Here is an 18,827-nt window from a genome sequence, read left to right as displayed (position 1 = left end):
TAAACTTACCATTTTTATCTGCAAATCGCCTAAAAAATAGTCTCTGTCAGTGCCACGGTCGAATGTTCAACACGCCCGAACAACTATAGTCAGGTGTAAAAGTAATGATTTATAACCTAATGATCTAAAATAGCTGTGATGGCGCTAGCGGTACACAATCATAACGCGCATACCGGGCAGCTGGTATCTTGCCGATAGCCCATCATGCGCTGCTGCATACGGCTACCGTCCCACAATAAAAGCTTGCCTGTCAGCGGATTGGTGTTCAGCCCGAGGTAATGCAATGCCGCATTGGCTTGCAAATTACCGATGATAGCAGTAGTACTAGCAAGGACGCCTGAGTTGGCACAAGTGCGCTCATCTACTGCCTCATCCGTACTAACATCGCCAAAAACACAATGATAGCAGCCGCTCTTTAACTGCGGTTCATACAATGCCAATTGTCCTTGCATAGCAATCGCCGAAGCGCTAAGTAATGGAATCTGATAGCGCACGCTAATCCGGTTGATAATATCGCGAGTGGCGAAATTATCAGTACAGTCTAGCAATAGACTAGGCTTGCCAGCAGCTAGCTCTAATAGCTCATAAGCATTATCTAATGTCAGACGTGCGACCGTGCCTTTCGCGCTAATCAAAGGGTTGATTTGCTTGAGCATCTGCGCTGCGGTCAGCGCTTTAGCTGCACCGATATCACTTGGTAAAAATAAGCTTTGGCGCTGTAAGTTGCTCATCTCAATCACGTCATCATCGATGAGATGCACCTCACCAAGCCCTGCGCGCACTAGCGTCTCTGATGCTGGGCAACCAAGGCCCCCTGCGCCTATCATTACAATCCGAGCAGACTTCAGACGCAGCTGTGCGTCAATATCCCAGCCTGTTAATAACACTTGCCGAGCATAGCGCAGTAACTCAGCGTCCGTGAGACTCTGGTTATCTGTAGAAGGCGTTTTAGTTGTCATTTTAGTTGTCATTTTAGTTGTCACTTTAGTTGTCACTTTAGTTGTCCTAGGGTCACTCTATCATTACCCCCATAATCCTTAGCGGTTTTTATCGCCTCAAAGCCGTTAGCAGCAAATAACGCTCTAACCGTCTCGCCTTGATCGTAACCATGTTCTATGGCTAATAAGCCACCTTGCTGTAAGTAATTCGGCGCTTGCTCTACGATATGCTCAATATCAGCCAAACCTTTATTAGGCGCACTTAAGGCGCTGATAGGTTCAGCTTTTAACCCTTGTAGATGCTCATCCGCTTCATCGATATAAGGCGGATTGGAGACAATGACCTCAAAGCGCTGAATGGCATCAGAAGGTAGCGCTTCATACCAGCTGCTTTGCATAAATTTGACATTATCTACCTGATTATCAGTGGCGTTTTGCTGAGCGACGCTTAATGCTTCTGCGGATAAGTCAACAGCTATAACTTGCCAGCTTGATCGTGCTAATTCATGAGCCAAACTAATAGCAATACAACCAGAGCCCGTACCTAAATCTAGCAAACGCTTAGAGGCTTTATGATTGGCAATCGGATTATTCTCAATCCATTCCAGCACTTGCTCAACCAATACTTCGGTATCAGGCCGCGGTATCAGGGTATGCGCGTTTACTTTAAAATCAAGTGACCAAAACGCCTGATGTCCCGTTAAATAAGCTAAAGGTATGCCCTGCTGCATCTTTTTAATACCTGCATTAAACTTTGCAGATTCGCTATCGGTTAACTGATAGCGCTCATCGGTCATCAAAAATAGCGACGGCTTATCGATGACATACAGCAGCCAATCGGTAAGCCAAAATTGCGGCACTGCTAAGGTCTCAGCTATAGATGCCGCTTGCTGTTTAATCTGCTTGATTGTCAGATTATCTGTAAACGTTGTCATCAATCACTCTTATTTACGCCCTATTTATGATAAATAACTGCTATTCGCTAGCACGCGGTGGCTCTTTGGTCTGCGTTAAATTAGGGTTGGCTTTGTTTAAATCAAGCCCTTTATCAGCATCGCCATTATTCATACCATCATTACTATCACTGTCATAGTCGTCATTGTCACCAATGATAATATGCTTATCGACGTAATAAATCAGCGCTAAGATAGGAATACCCAGAGCAAAGGTGAACAAAAAGAAGAACGGATAACTGGTGCTATCAACGATAGAGCCTGAATAACCACCTATCACTTTAGGTAATAACGTCATCAACGAGGAGAATATCGAATACTGCACGGCAGTAAAACGAATAGAAGTCAGCGCCGATAAAAACGCAATAAACACCGCGCTGGCAAGACCTGCTGCTAGATTATCCAAAATCACAGCCAGATACATATAAGGCAAACTACCCGGATGATAAGTCAGCAAGATAAACAACAGATTAGTCACACAAGCAAGCACCGCCCCAACCATCATCGCGCGCATAATACGCATTTTTTGTGCCAATAACCCGCCCAAAAAACCACCGCCGATCGCCATGACGACGCCAACTAATTTGACCGCGTTAGCAATATCGACTTTGGAGAACTGCATATCTTGATAAAAGACGTTGGAGATGACGCCTGCGACAATGTCAGAGATACGGTAAAGACCGATTAGCGCTAATAATAACAATGCCTTTTTGCCATAACGACGAAAGAAATCAGCGATAGGCTCGACCCAAGTGACCCGCGCAAACTCTGGCGCTACTAAGTTGGCTTTGACCAAGCCATAGCCGATACCGATAGCTGCGGCTAGACTCACTGCCATACGCACCACTTCGAGCAAAAATCCTGTAAATACGCCTTCCACCTCAGGCAATACCGCGCCTGCATTGGCAAAAACCATCACAAATCCGATTACCGAAATCGCGAATACTAATACCAAACGTGTGTAATCGGACGTCTCACGCTCGACTAATACTTGCTTGCTGACAGGCTCATGAATCACTAAGGTTGTTATCACCCCAATGCCCATGACGCCGGCCATAATCCAATAAGTATTGCGCCACGCCTCATAGCTATACAGCGCCTCGGTTGAGCCAAAATAATCCGCTAGATACAAAGCGCCTGCACCAGCGACAATCATCCCTATGCGGTAGCCTGTGACATACATAGCAGACAGTACCGCCTGCAAGCTTGGCGGCGCTAATTCAATACGATACGCATCAATGACGATGTCTTGAGTCGCTGACGAAAACCCTAATAACACAGCCCCTACTGCCATCAAGAATAGACTACCCTCATTAGCCGGGTTGACACCTGCCATAATACAAATGGCAGTGATAATGAGCAGCTGCGAGACCAATATCCAGCTGCGCCTGCGGCCTAGCATTTTAGTCAATACTGGCAGCGGCACTGCATCAATAAGCGGCGCCCAAATAAACTTAAAGGCATAACCAAGCGCCGCCCAACTGAACATCGTGACGACACTACGGTCAATCCCAGCTTCGCGTAGCCATAAAGAGAGACTGGAGAAGATAAGTAAAATGGGAATGCCCGCCACAAAACCTAAAAACAGCATGATAATGGCACGGCGATCGAGATAAGCTTTTAGACTTTCGCTCAATGACTTTTTTTCAATCGATGGCTTTGGTGTAGAAGGTGGTACAGGTTTGACAGCAGACATAATAAGTTACCAAAACTTGAAACAAAAAAGATTTCGTTACAAAATTGAATTATGGTACTTGAGAACATCATCTATGACTAGAGGTATTTGCAGCTAATTGCTTATGCATGATGCTTTGTGTACCTAACCTATCTCATTGTTAATACACGGTGATATCAACTATCGCTACTGTTTGTATTATCTTTAACTGGCCTAATGATTATCAAGGTTTATTTATGAAAGTTCAGCTACTCTCATAGTTTCGGTAATATATATTCCAAAATAGTATAAATAGATTACTATCTAGTATATACAAGAATAATAACTATGATTTACACTAGCCGCAGATATGGTTTTAAAACTTTGGGGAATAAATTATGGCAATCGACGTAGTCGTCAATCAGCGGCACTTGCAAATTCAGCTGAAACAGCTTGAGACGGTTTGGCATACCGTCATCAATGGCTATAATTTAAGCCAAGCGGCAACCGTACTGCATACCAGTCAATCGAGCTTATCCAAGCACATTGCTGCGCTTGAGAGTCAATTAAAAACAGATGTGTTTATCCGTCAAGGCAAGCGCTTAACCGGCCTTACCGACATGGGCACTGCACTACTGCCGCATATCGAAGCTATCTTTGCTGAGATACGTACGATTGAGAACTTAAGCCTCGATTATAATAATCCCAATACAGGTACGCTCACCATTGCCACCACGCATACGCAGGCGCGTTATGTCTTGCCGCATGTGGTAAAAGCGTTTAAAGAGCGCTTTCCTAAGGTAAATTTGATTCTGCAGCAGGCTGATCCTGAAACTATCGCGCAGATGGTCATTCGCGGACAGGCGGACATCGGTATCGCTACCGAATCTCTACTTCATAATAACTATCTACGCTGCCACCGCTACTATGATTGGACCCATCGCATTATCGTCCCTAAAGATCATGAGCTTGCCGGTCTAGAAACTATCGATCTGCCCACGCTTGCCAGCTATCCTATTGTCACTTATCACGGCGGCTATACGGGTCGCAGCGCTATTGATAAAACTTTTAGCGATGCAGGGCTAGAGCCTGATATTGTTTTAGCGGCTCTTGACGCTGACGTGATCAGTACTTATGTTGGGTTAGGTTTAGGGATTGGGATCATCGCGGAGATGGCCTTTGAGCCTAGTCATTATCATAACCTTACTGCTATACCGGTCGATCACTTTGGCCGCTTTACCAGTTGGATGGCGGTGCGTGATGATGCTGAGGTTCGCCAGTATGGCCGCGCCTTTATGGAGCTGTGTCAGAAACAATTCGATCATAAAGGTGTGGTTTGACAATATCTCTGTCGCACGCAACCTAGTCTTTTAATATTTGTTACCCTCGTTAACACAGCCCTTGATAAACTCATGATCTACCCCATCATGTACAGTATCAAGCGCTCACCCTTTTCATAAGCTGTCTTAAACGATAATAACAAAAGACTGCCTAAAGCTTGTGAGCGCTTATCACTACTCAATAATAGGTGAGATATGACCAACAGCAATACTACTACCATTCCTTTATCATTTTTAGATTTAGCCCCTGTACCGGAAGGTAAAATCATTGCAGAGGGCATCGCCCAGACAGTCGAGACGGCACAAAAGGCCGAAGAAGCCGGTCTTAACCGTTACTGGATGGCAGAGCATCATAATATGCCAGGTATCGCCAGTGCAGCGACCTCAGTCCTACTGTCACATATCGGTAGCCAAACCAAGCGTATCCGTATTGGTGCAGGCGGCGTGATGCTACCAAATCATGCACCGCTCGTTATCGCTGAGCAATTTGGCACATTGCAGGCATTGTACGGAGACCGCGTTGATTTAGGCTTGGGCCGCGCACCGGGGACAGATGGCGCGACGTTTCAGGCACTGCGTCGTCAGATGAAAGACGCTGAGCGTTTCCCGCAAGACGTCCAAGAGCTGATGTACTTTTTGGGCAATGATACAGATGGCAGTCCAGTACAGGCATTCCCCGGTGCCAAATCAGGCATTCCTATCTGGATATTAGGTTCATCTTTATTTGGCGCAACCTTAGCGGCGCACTTAGGGTTACCGTATGTGTTTGCCTCTCATTTTGCTCCGCAAATGCTCGGACAAGCCATTGATACTTACCGTGAGCAGTTCAAGCCGTCTGCCTATTTAGATAAGCCTTATGTCATGCTGGCGGCCAATCTATTACTCGCTGATGATGACGAAACTGCCGAATATCACTTTACCTCAGCACAGCAGAGCTTTGTACGTTTGCGCCGCGGGGAGACAGGTCAGATGCCAAAGCCTACTTACGATATGGATAGTATCTGGAGCCAAGCTGAAAAAATGATGGTAGATAATGCACTTTCCGTCTCATTTATTGGTTCTGTCGAGACAGTCAAGCCAAAGCTGACGGCATTTTTGGCAAGATACCAGCCAGATGAGTTGATTGTAACTGCCAACGTCTATGATCAAGCGGCGCGTCTACGCTCATTTGAGCTCATCTCTCAGTTAAATTTGTTTACTTTACAAGGTGATGCCGCCATTGCATAATAATCAAAAGCACTAATTGGAAACCTGACATGGAAGCTACCCCTGTGATTGCAGCATCATTGTTTATTGGCAGCTCTATATTCTTATATATAGTCGCCTTTATTATCGTTCTGGTATTTTTTGGTTATTTAACCTATCGTGTCAGCCCGAAAGGCAAAGCTCGGCGTGAAGAGCGGCGCAATCGTGATAGACGCCGCTAAATTTAATCTTCACTTTTAGTGTAAATAAAAACCTCCTACTCTAGCGAGAAGGAGGTTTTTATTTACTCTGCTTTATTTACTAAACAAATAGCACACCGTCCTCGGTTTGATGCGCCTTTATATCGACATCATAAACCGCGCTTAATTGCTCGCTATTCATAACCGCATTAGGAGAGCCTTGAGCCACAACTTGTCCATTATGTAATAGCACAACGGCATCGGCATAGCGATGTGCATGAGTCAAGTCATGTAATACGACTAAGATGCTTTTATGTTGACGGCGCGCCAGATCACGCAAATAGGTTAATAAAAAACGCTGATGGCGAATGTCTAAATGGTTGGTTGGCTCATCGAGCATCATAATGTGCGTGTCTTGCATCAGCGCGCGCACGATAGCTAAACGCTGTTTTTCGCCCCCTGATAGAGTCTGTACTCGCGCTGATAGCAAATTACACAGCTCAAAATCCTCAAGCAAGCGTCTAGCCTGACTCACATGCTGAGCCTTTGGTCGTTGATACCAAGCTAGATTAGGGGATACGCCTAGCAGCACATAATCTAATACGGTCAATGGCAACTCAAAACGCTCATGCTGTCCGACCCAAGCGATATGACCATGGCGCATGACCTCATCAATGGGCTGACCATGAACGCTAATCTGTCCATCAGTTTTAAGACCTGATCCGGTATGCTGCCCTAATATAGCATGTAGCAAAGTGCTTTTTCCCGCTCCATTAGGGCCAATAAAAGCCACTAACTTGTGGCTAGGTAGCGTCAGTGAATCGACGCTTAATAGCACTTTAGCGCCATGAGCAATATGAATACCTTGTAAGCGTAGCAGCTCAGTATTATCTTCATGCTTATGATAGTCTATGGTAGTCGTTGTAGCTGCCGTAGCAGTTGAATTGAACATAGAGGGCATCCTTGATAGTTACTTGATTAACGACGGCTACTACGTACAAACAGCCAGATAAAAAACGGTCCGCCTAACAGCGCCAGCACAATGCCAACGGGCACATCTATTGGATAAGCCACATGCCGCGCCATACTGTCAATCACGAGTAGCAGCATCGCGCCCAGCCAGCCCGACCATATCATCAGCCGCATCCGTCCACCGCCAAACAAGATAGCTAGCAAGTTGGGCACCATCATGCCAATAAAGCCAATCACTCCGGCCAAAGATACTGCTGCTCCCGTTAACAAAGCTGAGGCAATAATTACCAGACAGCGGCTCAAGCCAACCTTTATCCCTAAAGATTTTGCAGTTGTTTCACCTAGCATTAACCCATCTAGTTGACGACCCAAAGGCAACAAAATAATGAGTCCTAGCACCATGGAGATAATCGAATAACGTAGCGGTACAAAGCCTGCTTCTGCCATACTACCTGATAGCCAGTTGGTCGCGGACCTAAGTACCATATCATCAGACATAAATAAGATTAGGCTCACCACCGCCGCGCAAAAGGCACTAATGACAAAGCCTAAAATCAGTAGCCCCATCTGACCGCCGCCCAAAAACCTATGACAGCCTAGGATAAACAAACAGACAATCACACTACCCATAAAGGCGGCAAAGGGAATACCAATACCGCTGACCCCAAAAGCAAGCACTAGCACCACGCCCAGTGCCGCACCGCCTGAGGTACCGATAAGACTTGGATCAGCCAGCGGGTTTTCAAATAATGCTTGCAATGCAGCGCCGCTCACCGATAGTGCCATACCAACAAGCAACGCTGTAACCACACGCGGATAGCGCAATTGCCAAATGGTCTCATCTAAGTGCACCGGGCTTGACCACTCACCAAAGCCAATACCCAATCCCAACCAAATCAGCAGCAATGACGCTAGAGCTGCTAAGACATAGTAGACGCTCTGCTTATATTTAGAAGGTATATTCAACGCGCCGACATGAGAGCGACTCTGACTTTTGGAAGTGGCACTGTTTGACATAAGGATATCGTCTGTAGCGTGACAAATGAGGAATTAAACCGATGAATCATGACAGTAGAGGTTTAGAGTGCCCGCTACTTTGCCATATCGTGTAGCGATTTGATGGCCTTTGGAGAGTTTAGGCCGTAGCGTAAAAACTTATCGGCAGGCCAAAACTCAACCTTATTATTTTTGGCAGCATTACTTACGGCAATCTCAGGACGCTTCCTAAACTTACTGACGCCGCCGATGACCTTTTGATTATGATCGGCGATGATAATCACATCAGGCTTGGCAGCCAGCCAGCCTTCACGCGACATAGGTTTGAGTCCTGAGACATTCGCCGCATTAATCCCGCCTGCCCGGCGAATCAGCTCATCCCCCACCGTCCCTTTGCCTGCGACAATGCGCCCATCATAGCTTAAGATATAGCGTTTGCCCGTTTTTGCTAACGGCTGCATGTCCTGAGACCAACGATCTGCAAGTTGTTCAGCTTCACTGCGGTTACCGATATAGATACCCGTCGCTTTGATGCTATTGGCAAAATAATCGACGCCCTCTTTTGGCGCTACGTTAGCGGCTTTGACATTTAAGTCATTGAGGCGCTGATAGACACTAACCGGCTGCACCATATAACTACCAAGTACCAAATCAGGCTTAACTGCCAACACGGACTCTGCGGTAATGTTGCGGTGCATCCCCACTTTTGGCACATCTTTTAAGGCAGGATGGCTATTGGTCGCATCTTTGCCCACCAGCTTGTCGGTCGCACCAAGCGCGACGATGATATCTGCCACATCAGGACTCATAGCGACGATGCGCTCATAAGCTTGTGCCGATAAGGCAGTCAGCGCGCAGATACTGCCAACAAAAAAAGATGATATGAGGCGGGAGCGAGAAAAAGAAGATGATAATTGCGCGAACATAAACGTTCCTTGTAACTGTGAATCATAAAAGAGGAGTCATGAGTGGCTAACAGCCCTTTCATTAAGCAGGCTGCGCCGAATTATTGTGCATGGCAGTATGCTGCGCCTCTGCATTCAGCCCTTGTGAGAATTTAGCCACAATATCAGCAGTGATTTTTTGCCATGCTGCAAGCTCACTAGTGCCTTCCATACGCTGACCAAATACAGTCAAAATACTGCTGCCAAACTGATCGAACCCTTCGATACACGTGACGATACCATCAGCCGTTGGACGCTTGACGCACCACAATTGCGCCAGCTGCTTGTCTTTTAGATGCAAAGTGAAGTTATTGTGACTCTTATCTAAGATGTTGATCCAGTCGCCCATGCGTTTGATGGTTTTTACTGTACCGGTTTGAATTTGTACCAGCCCTGAATTGCCAACAAATATCATAATAGGACACTCGCTATCACGCGCTTGCTCAAAAACAGCACTCATCGCATCAAGGCTGAGCGGATATGCAGACCCTGTAGGCGCTTGACGGTAGCTACTGGCGCGATCAACCTCAAGCTTATTTAAAATGTGATAAAACTGATGGACGTCCGTCATCTTGCGCCATCGACGCTGCAACTTGTCACGGTTATCATCACTCAATTCTTTATACTGCCAAGTCTTGGGTACGGTTGCCTCATCAAGCACCAGCTCGGTTATATCGACCGCTTGCGCATGCCTATCAACTAACTTCTGCCAGCGCGCGATATTATCATCGCTTAATTCGCGTAAAAACACCTTATCGATCGCAGCGCCCTGCTCATCAAAAAACTGAATGCTATAAGAGGGCTTATCACTCTTGCTAAGATCTGTCACGGCGAGCATATGCTGCCAGCGTCCCATAAAAAAGCGCAAATCTAAACCACCAACATTGAGGGCAATGCCCCTTTTTTCGCCAAGTTTTAGATTGTGATATGGTGCGGTTTTTTCATGGACGGCTAAGGCGTTACGTACGATACTCTCAACAGCGCCGAAATTCTCTAGCTGCTCAAGCACTGCTCTGCATTGGCCACCAATATATTGACTATGCGGTGAGGCAAGTAACAGCTCAAACTCACTTACACCCAATACCGCCGCGCCTTCGGTCGGAAATAACATCGGTGTCACCGTTTTTTTATCTTGGTAGGCCTGCCAAAGTACCGAGTCTTTTTGGCCAAGCTGAATGGGGTGAGTCATGGTCGTATCCTCTATTAAGCAAATATAAAAGCGGCGTCTCTATGCTTTTTTAATAAAATGCCGGAGCGCTCACTGACAAAACGCATTATGACCAACTTTTTTTTATTTGTAAATGATAATAATTATTATTTACTCGTTGATAACCAATATCATTTGTATTAATCTATGCTTACTTTGTTACTCAAAACTAAGAATTATGTAACTTATATTTACTCAAACTTCCTTATTCTTACTGTGTACACTTATGCCAACATCTAATACTTTTAAAGCTTCTTACAAGCCTTTGAGTGCCGCTATAACGCTTGTATTAGCTGTCACGATAACGGCAAACACGAAAGCAGCAGATCCTTATCAGCTCAATAGTCTTGCTGATAGCGAGCAAAGCTTGGCAAATAGCGCCATGCCTAGCACCGTACTTGATCCTATTGTGGTAACTGCCACCCGTTCAAACCGAGCTCTTAGCGACGCCCCTGTCAAAGTAGATGTCATTAGCAGCAAGCAAATCGAGGATAATCATGCGCATACCCTAAAAGAGGCGCTAGAATTATTGCCTAACGTTTATCTCAAGCAAGTACATGGCAAGACGGGCTATGAAGTCAGTATGCAGGGTTTTACAGGCGATCAGGTTTTAGTATTGATTGATGGTCTGCCTATCACCGCCAGTACAGGCTCGACAGTCAATCTCAATCAGTATATGACCATGGATATCGAACAAATTGAGGTGGTTCAAGGAGCGGCGTCCGCGCAATTTGGCAGTGCAGCAATGGGCGGAGTGATTAATATTATTACCAAACCTACTAACAAAACCAAAGCTTATGTCAATACCGAGCTTGCCACTAATGGCGATCAAAACCCTTCAGGTGATGATATTGATGCCAATAAACGCTTTATCGCTGCCGGTATAGAAGGAGCACTGGATCCAGCGCAGCGCCTGCAGGCCCGTCTGTCTGCTTCTTATTTAGATGATGATGGCCTAAATACCGATACCGCGCGCTGGCCACGAATCAAAGACGCTAGCGAACAAACGCAGGTAACAGGACGTCTCAGCTATACTCCTGATGATCGTACTATGCTTACGCACTCAAAGCTGTGGGCTGAGGCGAGCCGCTATAGCGAGGACGATACCAGCCGCTTTAATCTCCGCGTGGCGCAAAATATTTTGCCGCAGCAGCGTGAGGAGTCGATTAACAAGGATCGTATCAGCATCGGTGGTAGCACTGATATTCATCTCAATGAAAATACGCAAACCTATCAGTTATCTGCGCAAGCGTTATATGAAGACTATCAAAGCGACTCAGACACCCTATCCAATGAGGTGCTTGCATCAGCGCGAAATACAAACATCACCACCGCGCTAGGTCAGGTGCAGCTTGATTTACCAGCCATCGATTCAGGTGCGCATATGCACTTATTGCAAGTAGGCGGACAGGTGCAGCGCGACACCCTATCTCAAACCAAAAACAGTATCAGCGAGCTTATCAGCGATGAGGTCAGCCGTGATGTGGGCGAGCTATATCTCCAAGATGACTGGCTGATTGGTGCTCATTGGGAGATACTCACGGGCATTCGTTATCAAGATGATCAAGACTTTGGCGATCATGTGGCACCAAAAGTAGCTGTCAAATACAACCGTACGGACGCAAGTGGACGCGATCATATCTTTCGCGCCAGCGTCGGCAGCGGCTACCGTGTGCCCAACTTAAAAGAGCGCTATTACGTCTTTGACCACAGTAATTTGGGCTATAAAGTCATGGGCAACCCTAGCTTACAGCCTGAAACCTCAACGAGCTATCAAGTCGGTTATCAAGGGCAGATTGGTGATGATTTAAACCTATCCATTAACGGCTTTTATAACGATGTGGAGGACTTAATCCAAACTGATAACGAAAACGCCACTATCGAAAATGGCATCCGTATTTTTCAATATACCAATATCGATAGTGCCTACACTTATGGCGGCGATATTGGCATCGATTGGCAAGTGGATGATCGCGCCACCCTACAAGCCACATACGCCTATCTAAAAACCAAAAATGAGAGCGCCAACAGCGAATTAACTTACCGTCCTAATCATAAAGTCATGCTGGCACTCGATTATCAATTGAGTGATACATTGCAGCTTATTCCTAGGTTGAACTACGAGTCTAAGCAGCTGATTGATACTGCCACGCAGTCCTACTCACCATCATGGTGGACGCTTGATAGTCAATTGAACTACAAGATTGATGATAATTTTAGTCTGTATGGCGCGGTGAATAACATCTTTGATACCCAGCGTGATGTACGCGATACCAGTGATTATCGCCCGATTGACAACCGTGAGTGGCTAATTGGCGCACGTTTTAACTGGCAATAAGCTGGATCACAAAATTTTTAACCCTTACTTTCCTCGTTTTACTTAATATCACCGTTTTATTCAACAGGAGCTTTTTATGTCATCTTATTTACGCCTGACCAAAACATCTGCCTTAGGCGCACTCAGTGCCGCCATATTAGTTGCGCTAACCGGCTGCGGTAGTGATAGCGATAACAGTAGTAGTGGCGGTTCAACTACGGCACCACCCACGGCTACGGCGAGCTTTAGTCAAAGCGCTGAATGGACAATCAGTGGCGCGAGTCTCAACCCTAATGTGCAGACTTGTTTTGATTTTGACAGTGATAGCGAGGTGGACTGTAGTAGCGCCACGTGGGACGTTAAATTTGATAATCAACAACGCGGGGTCAGTCTTTGGTCAAACAGTGGCAGCTCAGGCGACGGTGATGGCGGCGTGTTTGGATTGATGGATTGGTCAGAGCTAAGCGCTTATAACAACGGTATGCAAGACCCAAAAACCGGTAGTGACATCACGCACCATTATAACGAAGATAACAGCGGCGGTATTTTTGATAGTCACTCATGGTACGCTTATAATATTGCAGAAAATCATAAGCTATATCCTAATAACCGCGTGTACCTTATCACAACAGACCATACCGATCCGGCCACTGCCAGCAGTGTGCAGCAGCCCATTTATGCCATGCAGATTATCAACTACTACGATGAAGCTGGAGTATCTGGCCACCCAACCGTGCGCTGGATTGATACCGCAATGCCGCGCGCCGATCAAGTCAAAACCAAGACCATTAACGCCACTAGCAACACGGAGTGGACTTATCTGAATCTAAAAACGGGTAACATCGTTGATGATGCTACAAAACAGTGGCAGGTGGCATTTAGGCGTAACAGTGTCAAACTCAATGGCGGCGCGTCCGGTACCGGTAAGGTCGGTGGTTTTGTCGCTAATACTCCAGACGGCTACTATGATGATAAAGACGAGCCTATCAAAGCTAAGTTCATGACTGACAATAAAGAGCAAAGCCTTGCCAATCTATTGAATGTCACAGACTTTGATACGCCAAAATCAGCAGGCAGCTGGATGGTGGATAGCGACAGCTCAGATCTAAACCCGGGCTACACCGGCACTTATCCAAACCTCGATTTTGGCTGGTACACTTATAATGGCATGACTCATCAACTCAGTGCAAAACCTGATGACAAAGCTCAAGGCGCGCTGATCCGCTCAAACAGTGGTGATAGTTATGCGCGCATGCGTCTGACACAGATTAATTATCCTGATGCTACCACCACCAAAGCCACCTCTTGGGTATTTAAATTTGATGTCCAGCCTGCTGAATAAATAAGATAAGTCATCAGGTTTATTAAAAATACAACTTCATATCAGCAAAACACCAGCCATAGTTATTATGGCTGGTGTTTATTGTTCAGGACAGTAGAACTTTAAGTTAAAATCTTAAGCTAATGAGTAGCCTCTTTGGCTATTTATGATCAGGCTTTTTGACCCATCTCCCATCGTCGTTTTTATGATAGACGTTTTCAACCGCCGCCCACGCGGTAGCAAACTGACGCGACTCATCTTCATATTGCTCGCTTGCACTATTAAACGCCGCTTGAAAAATCTCTTGGGCATGCTTAGGTAAATTGTCTTTTACATTATCAGGCAGATCAGATAGTTTATCGTATGGCATGGCAGACTCCTTTACTTATATTATTTTTTTATTATAAAAAAAAGACGCTGCAAAACGCCATATGTCTTTGGTTAACACGGTTAAAGTTAGTGACAATACCTCAGCACCTCTTATCTTTAAATACACTAAGCCTAAGCTCACCTCACTTTTTACATCAATACTAGTTACATCAATACTAGTTACATCAATCCTAAAGCACGCAATACCGCCGCGCCTAGCGCCATACCAAATAGACTCACCACCGTGGTAAACGCCAAAATATTGGCAGCTAAAATGTCATTACCGCCCATCGCTTTGACCATCACATAGCTTGCCGCTGCCGTTGGCGATGCGACCATCAAGAACAGCACCCCCATATGCACGCCCGTTAAACCAAATGCCAAACCGATAGCGATAGCCAGTAGCGGCGCAATCACAATACGGCCTATACTCGCTTGCATCGATAAGCCTGACAGACTGAGCATCGCTTTTAGGTTGATACTTGCGCCCGCACAAAGTAGAGCGAGAGGCAGCGCCACTGCTGCGAGTAAATCACCAGTATGATGAATGACTGAGGGCACAGGCGGCAGTGGTAATGCTTTATAAGTAAAAGCCGCCAGTAGCGCTAAGATAAGCGGATTGGTAAATACCTTTTTTATTACCATTAGGCTACGGCTTAGACGGGTATCATCTAAGCTTTTAGACACTCGGCTAAGCGTAATCACCGCTAGGATATTAAAGAGAATAGTGACGATGCCCATATAGACCGCGCCGATACTGAGGCCGATATCACCATAAGCGTTGGCGACGGTAGCAAGACCGATAATCGCCATGTTGCTGCGAAAGATACCTTGGACAAACACCCCTTGATCAGCGCTATTGGCTATAAAGCGCTTAGCGTAAATCTCGCTACCAAGAAACAAAATAAAGGTGACGACAACGCCTGCCGTTATTAAGGTGATTTGCTTAGCATAGTCAACCTCGCTATCGACCACACTAAAAAACAATAAAGCTGGCAGACAGTAATTAAAAACAAAATAAGAGGCTTGATCGATAAACGCTTGGCTCACTTGTCCGCGTTTTTTCATGAAAAAACCCAACCCCATCAAAAAGAGGTTGGGCAGTACGATAGTAATAGCAAAAATAACCGCAGCGATCATAAGTGACTCACGTCATTAAAACGTTAACTCATGTTTTAGATAAAACCTGTCTACAGCCTCATCAATAGTATAAAACTTACGACTCCAGTGCCGACTTGGCTTTTTTCTGCTTTTTGACTGTCATCGCTAGCAGTTGAATCGCAGCAGGGGTAACCCCGCTGATACGGCCCGCTTGTGCGAGCGTAGCTGGACGTACTTTACTGAGTTTTTGTACAATTTCATTCGACAGACCAGAGACGATACTATAGTCAAAATCGAGTGGTAGTACGGTATTCTCCAAACGCTTCATTTGCTCAATATCATCGCGCTGACGATCGATATAGCCGGCATACTTGACTGAAATCTCAATCTGTTCACCCACTTGGTTATCGACTTTGGAATCAGTAATCGCAGCGATATCGGCAAAGTTAATCTGCGGACGCTTGAGCAAATCATAAGCGGTCGCTTCTTTTGATAGCACCTCACCCGTTTGCGCGGCGACTTGCTTACCTAAGTCATTGACTGGCGTCGCCCACATGTCTTTGAGACGCGCGGACTCACTAGCTATCGATTCCATCTTTTGCTCATAAGCTTGCCAGCGGCTATCATCAACGAGACCTAATTTGCGACCGGTCTCAGTCAAGCGCTGATCAGCGTTATCCTCACGTAGCAGCAGACGATACTCAGCACGACTAGTAAACATTCGATACGGCTCAGTGGTGCCATGAGTGATGAGATCATCGACGAGCACACCTAGATACGCCTCGTCACGGCGCGGCGTCCACGTGTCATACTCGCTATTATTCGTGGTCTCTAGTGCAGCATTAGTACCTGCTAATAAGCCTTGCACCCCTGCCTCTTCGTAGCCTGTCGTGCCATTGATCTGACCGGCAAAATAAAGCCCATCAATCGACTTAGTTTCAAGCGTTGGTTTGAGGTTTTGCGGATCAAAATAATCATACTCAATGGCATAGCCAGGGCGGGTAATATGTGCGTTCTCAAGGCCTTTCATACTATGGATAAACTCTAACTGCACATCGAAAGGCAAGCTGGTGGAGATACCATTAGGATAAAGCTCATGAGTAGTGAGACCTTCAGGCTCAATAAAGATTTGATGACTGTCTTTATCAGCGAAGCGGTGGATCTTGTCCTCAATCGACGGACAGTAACGTGGGCCCACGCCTTCAATCTTACCTGAGAACATCGGCGAGCGATCTAGACTCTCACGAATGATGTCATGAGTACGCGCATTAGTATGAGTAATATAACAATTGACTTGCTCAGGATGCATATCGACATTACCCATATAGCTCATCACTGGCAATGGCGTATCACCAGGCTGTACGGTCATAACGCTAAAGTCCACCGTGCGCGCATCGATACGCGCAGGCGTGCCTGTCTTCAAGCGGCCGACAGGTAGCTTTAGCTCGCGCAGACGATCAGCAAGCTTAATTGAGGGCTGATCTCCCGCGCGTCCGCCTTTAGAATTCTCAAGGCCGATATGTATGACGCCGCCTAAAAAAGTCCCTGAAGTCAAAATAACCGTCTGGGTTTTAAAAATAATACCGGTCGAGGTGACAACAGCAGTCGCGCGACCATTCTCGACTAAGATATCATCTGCACCTTGCTGAAACAGATCAAGATTAGGCTGATTCTCAAGCGTATGACGAATAGCCGCTTTATAAAGAATACGATCCGCTTGCGCGCGCGTGGCCCGTACTGCTGCGCCCTTACGACTGTTTAGCACCCGAAACTGAATGCCCGCCTTGTCAGTCGCCAAAGCCATAGCACCGCCTAACGCATCAATCTCACGCACTAAGTGCGATTTTCCGATACCGCCGATAGCAGGGTTACAGCTCATCTGGCCTAAGGTCTCGATATTGTGCGTCAATAGCAAGGTCTGCGCACCCATACGCGCTGCTGCTAGAGCGGCTTCGGTCCCCGCATGACCGCCGCCGATGACGACTACGTCGTAATATTTTGGGTATTGCATTTGTGCCTCGCTTGATAGATATCGACCCAAAAATAAGGACATCAACATCTATCGTATTCAGTGATTTAAAAAATGGCTAGAGAGTTGACATTGGTGCTTATTATAACAATTTTTTGCCGTTATTAGTGAGCTGCATTAATCAAACTTTATATTTTTGCCCTCGCTTAGCGGTACAATTTGATCGGAATGACCACTGACCAGCGTATGCTGACTGCCATGACCTTCTGGGTTAATTTGCAAATAAGCATTCATCTGTCCAATCGCTTCGCCATCATCGCTAGCTAGTATTTGCTCTTTGATGAGCTCAACAGGCGGTAGTGGCAGGTTCTTCAATAAGGCCAAACGCTGCTCATTATCGCCTTTATTGACGACAATCTCGATAAGCTGACGAGCATCAACGGGCAGATCTGGCGTATTCTGTGCCAAAAGCGCTAGATGATAAGCCCCCGCAGCATCTTGATCAGCAAAGATACGCTGCTCGATTGCGGTATAAGTACCTTCTGTCGCGCCGCCAGCGACGCTGAGCTGATGAATACATCTAAGCGCTGAGAAGTCCTCATTGTTGGCCATCTCGATAATGCGCGTTGATTCATTCTTAAGATGCTCGCGACGTTTTTCTAAAGCGGCATCTTCATAGGCTTGCGTATTGGTTTGATTGGTCATAATACCCTCTTATTGTTTATTTCATTATGCAGCCGTATATGGGGATAAATACGCCGAAAACAACAAAGCCTGAGTCAGCAGCTATTGGCTGACTCAGGCTTTAACTAAGGTTAATTATTATTTCGAGTATTTACTCAAAGCTTATATGGGATCCATACAGCCTTGTCTATAAATTAAGCGGCAGGGCTATTAGCTTCGACTAGTGGCTTCAATTCGCCTGATTGATACATTTGTAGAATGATATCTGAGCCGCCCATCAGCTCGCCATCAATCCATAATTGCGGGAAAGTAGGCCAATTCGCTACTTTTGGCAAGGTCGCGCGAATCTCAGGGTTCTCTAAGATATTAACAAAAGCAAACGGACGGCCGATTTGCGTTAATACTTCAATAGAACGCGCGGAAAATCCACACTGCGGAAACTGCGGCGTGCCTTTCATATAAATGAGTACTTTATTGTCACGAATTTGATCGCGAATCAATTGTTCGACATCATTAGCAGCGGTATTTGGGGTTTGCTCGCTCATAAAAGCTCCTATCCTATTAGTAGAGTGATTAAAATAGCAGGGTTATTAAAAATTTTGCTTAGCGTTATGTGCTACATGGGGTAGAGATAACTTTATTGCAAGCCATTTTGAGGACTTATTCTAAATCTTTAA

At 46.0% G+C, this 18,827-nt stretch carries 17 protein-coding genes; 5 read left to right on the top strand and 12 right to left on the bottom strand.

Annotated elements, in window-relative coordinates; translation table 11 throughout:
• Positions 1-158: 158 nt before the first annotated feature.
• From AAEY83_RS10210 to AAEY83_RS10200, 3 genes are read right to left on the bottom strand one after another with little or no spacing between them, the layout of a single operon-like run.
• Entirely contained in the window at positions 159-959 is an 801-nt protein-coding gene (locus tag AAEY83_RS10210; RefSeq protein WP_025646877.1) for a HesA/MoeB/ThiF family protein, read from the bottom strand.
• Positions 960-991: 32 nt separating this feature from the next.
• Positions 992-1,873 (bottom strand): peptide chain release factor N(5)-glutamine methyltransferase, encoded by an 882-nt coding sequence (gene prmC / locus AAEY83_RS10205; protein WP_037059720.1) that lies wholly within the window; start codon positions 1,871-1,873, stop codon positions 992-994.
• 40 nt (positions 1,874-1,913) lie between these two features.
• The gene (locus AAEY83_RS10200; protein ID WP_025646875.1) at positions 1,914-3,587 is read right to left on the bottom strand and encodes an AmpG family muropeptide MFS transporter; all 1,674 of its coding nucleotides are present in this window, start codon (positions 3,585-3,587) and stop codon (positions 1,914-1,916) included.
• A 356-nt stretch (positions 3,588-3,943) separates the two neighbouring features.
• On the opposite strand from AAEY83_RS10200, the gene AAEY83_RS10195 reads away from it, so the two are divergent.
• The 3 genes from AAEY83_RS10195 to AAEY83_RS10185 all read left to right on the top strand — a co-directional run bounded on the left by AAEY83_RS10195 (position 3,944) and on the right by AAEY83_RS10185 (position 6,312).
• Positions 3,944-4,885, top strand: coding sequence for a LysR substrate-binding domain-containing protein (locus tag AAEY83_RS10195; protein ID WP_025646874.1), 942 nt, complete (start codon positions 3,944-3,946; stop codon positions 4,883-4,885).
• Positions 4,886-5,080: 195 nt separating this feature from the next.
• On the top strand, positions 5,081-6,112 hold the full coding sequence (locus AAEY83_RS10190; protein ID WP_025646873.1) for an LLM class flavin-dependent oxidoreductase: 1,032 nt from the start codon (positions 5,081-5,083) through the stop codon (positions 6,110-6,112).
• A 29-nt stretch (positions 6,113-6,141) separates the two neighbouring features.
• Positions 6,142-6,312, top strand: coding sequence for a hypothetical protein (locus tag AAEY83_RS10185; RefSeq protein WP_156923993.1), 171 nt, complete (start codon positions 6,142-6,144; stop codon positions 6,310-6,312).
• Between the two features lie 79 nt (positions 6,313-6,391).
• Here the strand turns inward: AAEY83_RS10185 and AAEY83_RS10180 are convergent, their stop codons facing one another.
• The 4 genes from AAEY83_RS10180 to AAEY83_RS10165 all read right to left on the bottom strand — a co-directional run bounded on the left by AAEY83_RS10180 (position 6,392) and on the right by AAEY83_RS10165 (position 10,371).
• Positions 6,392-7,222 carry an ABC transporter ATP-binding protein gene (locus AAEY83_RS10180; RefSeq protein ID WP_025646872.1) on the bottom strand — a complete coding sequence of 277 codons (831 nt, stop codon included), beginning with the start codon at positions 7,220-7,222 and terminating at the stop codon, positions 6,392-6,394.
• 26 nt (positions 7,223-7,248) lie between these two features.
• Complete coding sequence (locus AAEY83_RS10175) at positions 7,249-8,259, bottom strand: FecCD family ABC transporter permease (RefSeq protein ID WP_025646871.1); 1,011 nt, start codon at positions 8,257-8,259, stop codon at positions 7,249-7,251.
• A 74-nt stretch (positions 8,260-8,333) separates the two neighbouring features.
• A complete protein-coding gene (locus tag AAEY83_RS10170) occupies positions 8,334-9,164 on the bottom strand; it encodes a heme/hemin ABC transporter substrate-binding protein (RefSeq protein ID WP_025646870.1) in 831 nt (276 codons plus the stop codon).
• A gap of 61 nt (positions 9,165-9,225) precedes the next feature.
• Positions 9,226-10,371, bottom strand: a complete 1,146-nt coding sequence (locus AAEY83_RS10165; protein WP_025646869.1) for a ChuX/HutX family heme-like substrate-binding protein — start codon at positions 10,369-10,371, stop codon at positions 9,226-9,228.
• 244 nt (positions 10,372-10,615) lie between these two features.
• Between AAEY83_RS10165 and AAEY83_RS10160 the strand changes: the two genes are divergently transcribed.
• Both AAEY83_RS10160 and AAEY83_RS10155 read left to right on the top strand, forming a co-directional pair.
• Entirely contained in the window at positions 10,616-12,727 is a 2,112-nt protein-coding gene (locus AAEY83_RS10160; RefSeq protein ID WP_025646868.1) for a TonB-dependent receptor plug domain-containing protein, read from the top strand.
• A 76-nt stretch (positions 12,728-12,803) separates the two neighbouring features.
• A complete protein-coding gene (locus AAEY83_RS10155) occupies positions 12,804-14,048 on the top strand; it encodes an HmuY family protein (RefSeq protein ID WP_025646867.1) in 1,245 nt (414 codons plus the stop codon).
• Positions 14,049-14,187: 139 nt separating this feature from the next.
• Here AAEY83_RS10155 and AAEY83_RS10150 read toward each other — a convergent pair whose 3' ends face one another.
• The 5 genes from AAEY83_RS10150 to grxD form a co-directional block, all read right to left on the bottom strand.
• Positions 14,188-14,397 carry a ChaB family protein gene (locus AAEY83_RS10150; RefSeq protein WP_025646866.1) on the bottom strand — a complete coding sequence of 70 codons (210 nt, stop codon included), beginning with the start codon at positions 14,395-14,397 and terminating at the stop codon, positions 14,188-14,190.
• A 179-nt stretch (positions 14,398-14,576) separates the two neighbouring features.
• Positions 14,577-15,536 (bottom strand): AEC family transporter, encoded by a 960-nt coding sequence (locus AAEY83_RS10145; protein ID WP_025646865.1) that lies wholly within the window; start codon positions 15,534-15,536, stop codon positions 14,577-14,579.
• A 76-nt stretch (positions 15,537-15,612) separates the two neighbouring features.
• Complete coding sequence (gene mnmG / locus AAEY83_RS10140) at positions 15,613-17,508, bottom strand: tRNA uridine-5-carboxymethylaminomethyl(34) synthesis enzyme MnmG (protein WP_025646864.1); 1,896 nt, start codon at positions 17,506-17,508, stop codon at positions 15,613-15,615.
• A 135-nt stretch (positions 17,509-17,643) separates the two neighbouring features.
• A complete protein-coding gene (locus AAEY83_RS10135; protein WP_025646863.1) occupies positions 17,644-18,171 on the bottom strand; it encodes a hypothetical protein in 528 nt (175 codons plus the stop codon).
• 173 nt (positions 18,172-18,344) lie between these two features.
• Entirely contained in the window at positions 18,345-18,695 is a 351-nt protein-coding gene (grxD, locus tag AAEY83_RS10130; protein ID WP_025646862.1) for a Grx4 family monothiol glutaredoxin, read from the bottom strand.
• Positions 18,696-18,827 lie beyond the last annotated feature (132 nt).

This window comes from Psychrobacter sp. TB20-MNA-CIBAN-0197 (genome assembly GCF_040309765.1).
GTDB lineage: Bacteria > Pseudomonadota > Gammaproteobacteria > Pseudomonadales > Moraxellaceae > Psychrobacter > Psychrobacter submarinus.
This window is presented reverse-complemented; position numbering and strand designations above follow the sequence as displayed.

Bases quoted from the DNA above. Each gene is read 5' to 3' on its own strand.
- AAEY83_RS10210 (WP_025646877.1), bottom strand. From the start codon at position 959: ATGACAACTAAAACGCCTTCTACAGATAACCAGAGTCTCACGGACGCT.
- prmC (WP_037059720.1), bottom strand. From the start codon at position 1,873: ATGACAACGTTTACAGATAATCTGACAATCAAGCAGATTAAACAGCAA.
- AAEY83_RS10200 (WP_025646875.1), bottom strand. From the start codon at position 3,587: ATGTCTGCTGTCAAACCTGTACCACCTTCTACACCAAAGCCATCGATT.
- AAEY83_RS10195 (WP_025646874.1), top strand. From the start codon at position 3,944: ATGGCAATCGACGTAGTCGTCAATCAGCGGCACTTGCAAATTCAGCTG.
- AAEY83_RS10190 (WP_025646873.1), top strand. From the start codon at position 5,081: ATGACCAACAGCAATACTACTACCATTCCTTTATCATTTTTAGATTTA.
- AAEY83_RS10185 (WP_156923993.1), top strand. From the start codon at position 6,142: ATGGAAGCTACCCCTGTGATTGCAGCATCATTGTTTATTGGCAGCTCT.
- AAEY83_RS10180 (WP_025646872.1), bottom strand. From the start codon at position 7,222: ATGTTCAATTCAACTGCTACGGCAGCTACAACGACTACCATAGACTAT.
- AAEY83_RS10175 (WP_025646871.1), bottom strand. From the start codon at position 8,259: ATGTCAAACAGTGCCACTTCCAAAAGTCAGAGTCGCTCTCATGTCGGC.
- AAEY83_RS10170 (WP_025646870.1), bottom strand. From the start codon at position 9,164: ATGTTCGCGCAATTATCATCTTCTTTTTCTCGCTCCCGCCTCATATCA.
- AAEY83_RS10165 (WP_025646869.1), bottom strand. From the start codon at position 10,371: ATGACTCACCCCATTCAGCTTGGCCAAAAAGACTCGGTACTTTGGCAG.
- AAEY83_RS10160 (WP_025646868.1), top strand. From the start codon at position 10,616: ATGCCAACATCTAATACTTTTAAAGCTTCTTACAAGCCTTTGAGTGCC.
- AAEY83_RS10155 (WP_025646867.1), top strand. From the start codon at position 12,804: ATGTCATCTTATTTACGCCTGACCAAAACATCTGCCTTAGGCGCACTC.
- AAEY83_RS10150 (WP_025646866.1), bottom strand. From the start codon at position 14,397: ATGCCATACGATAAACTATCTGATCTGCCTGATAATGTAAAAGACAAT.
- AAEY83_RS10145 (WP_025646865.1), bottom strand. From the start codon at position 15,536: ATGATCGCTGCGGTTATTTTTGCTATTACTATCGTACTGCCCAACCTC.
- mnmG (WP_025646864.1), bottom strand. From the start codon at position 17,508: ATGCAATACCCAAAATATTACGACGTAGTCGTCATCGGCGGCGGTCAT.
- AAEY83_RS10135 (WP_025646863.1), bottom strand. From the start codon at position 18,171: ATGACCAATCAAACCAATACGCAAGCCTATGAAGATGCCGCTTTAGAA.
- grxD (WP_025646862.1), bottom strand. From the start codon at position 18,695: ATGAGCGAGCAAACCCCAAATACCGCTGCTAATGATGTCGAACAATTG.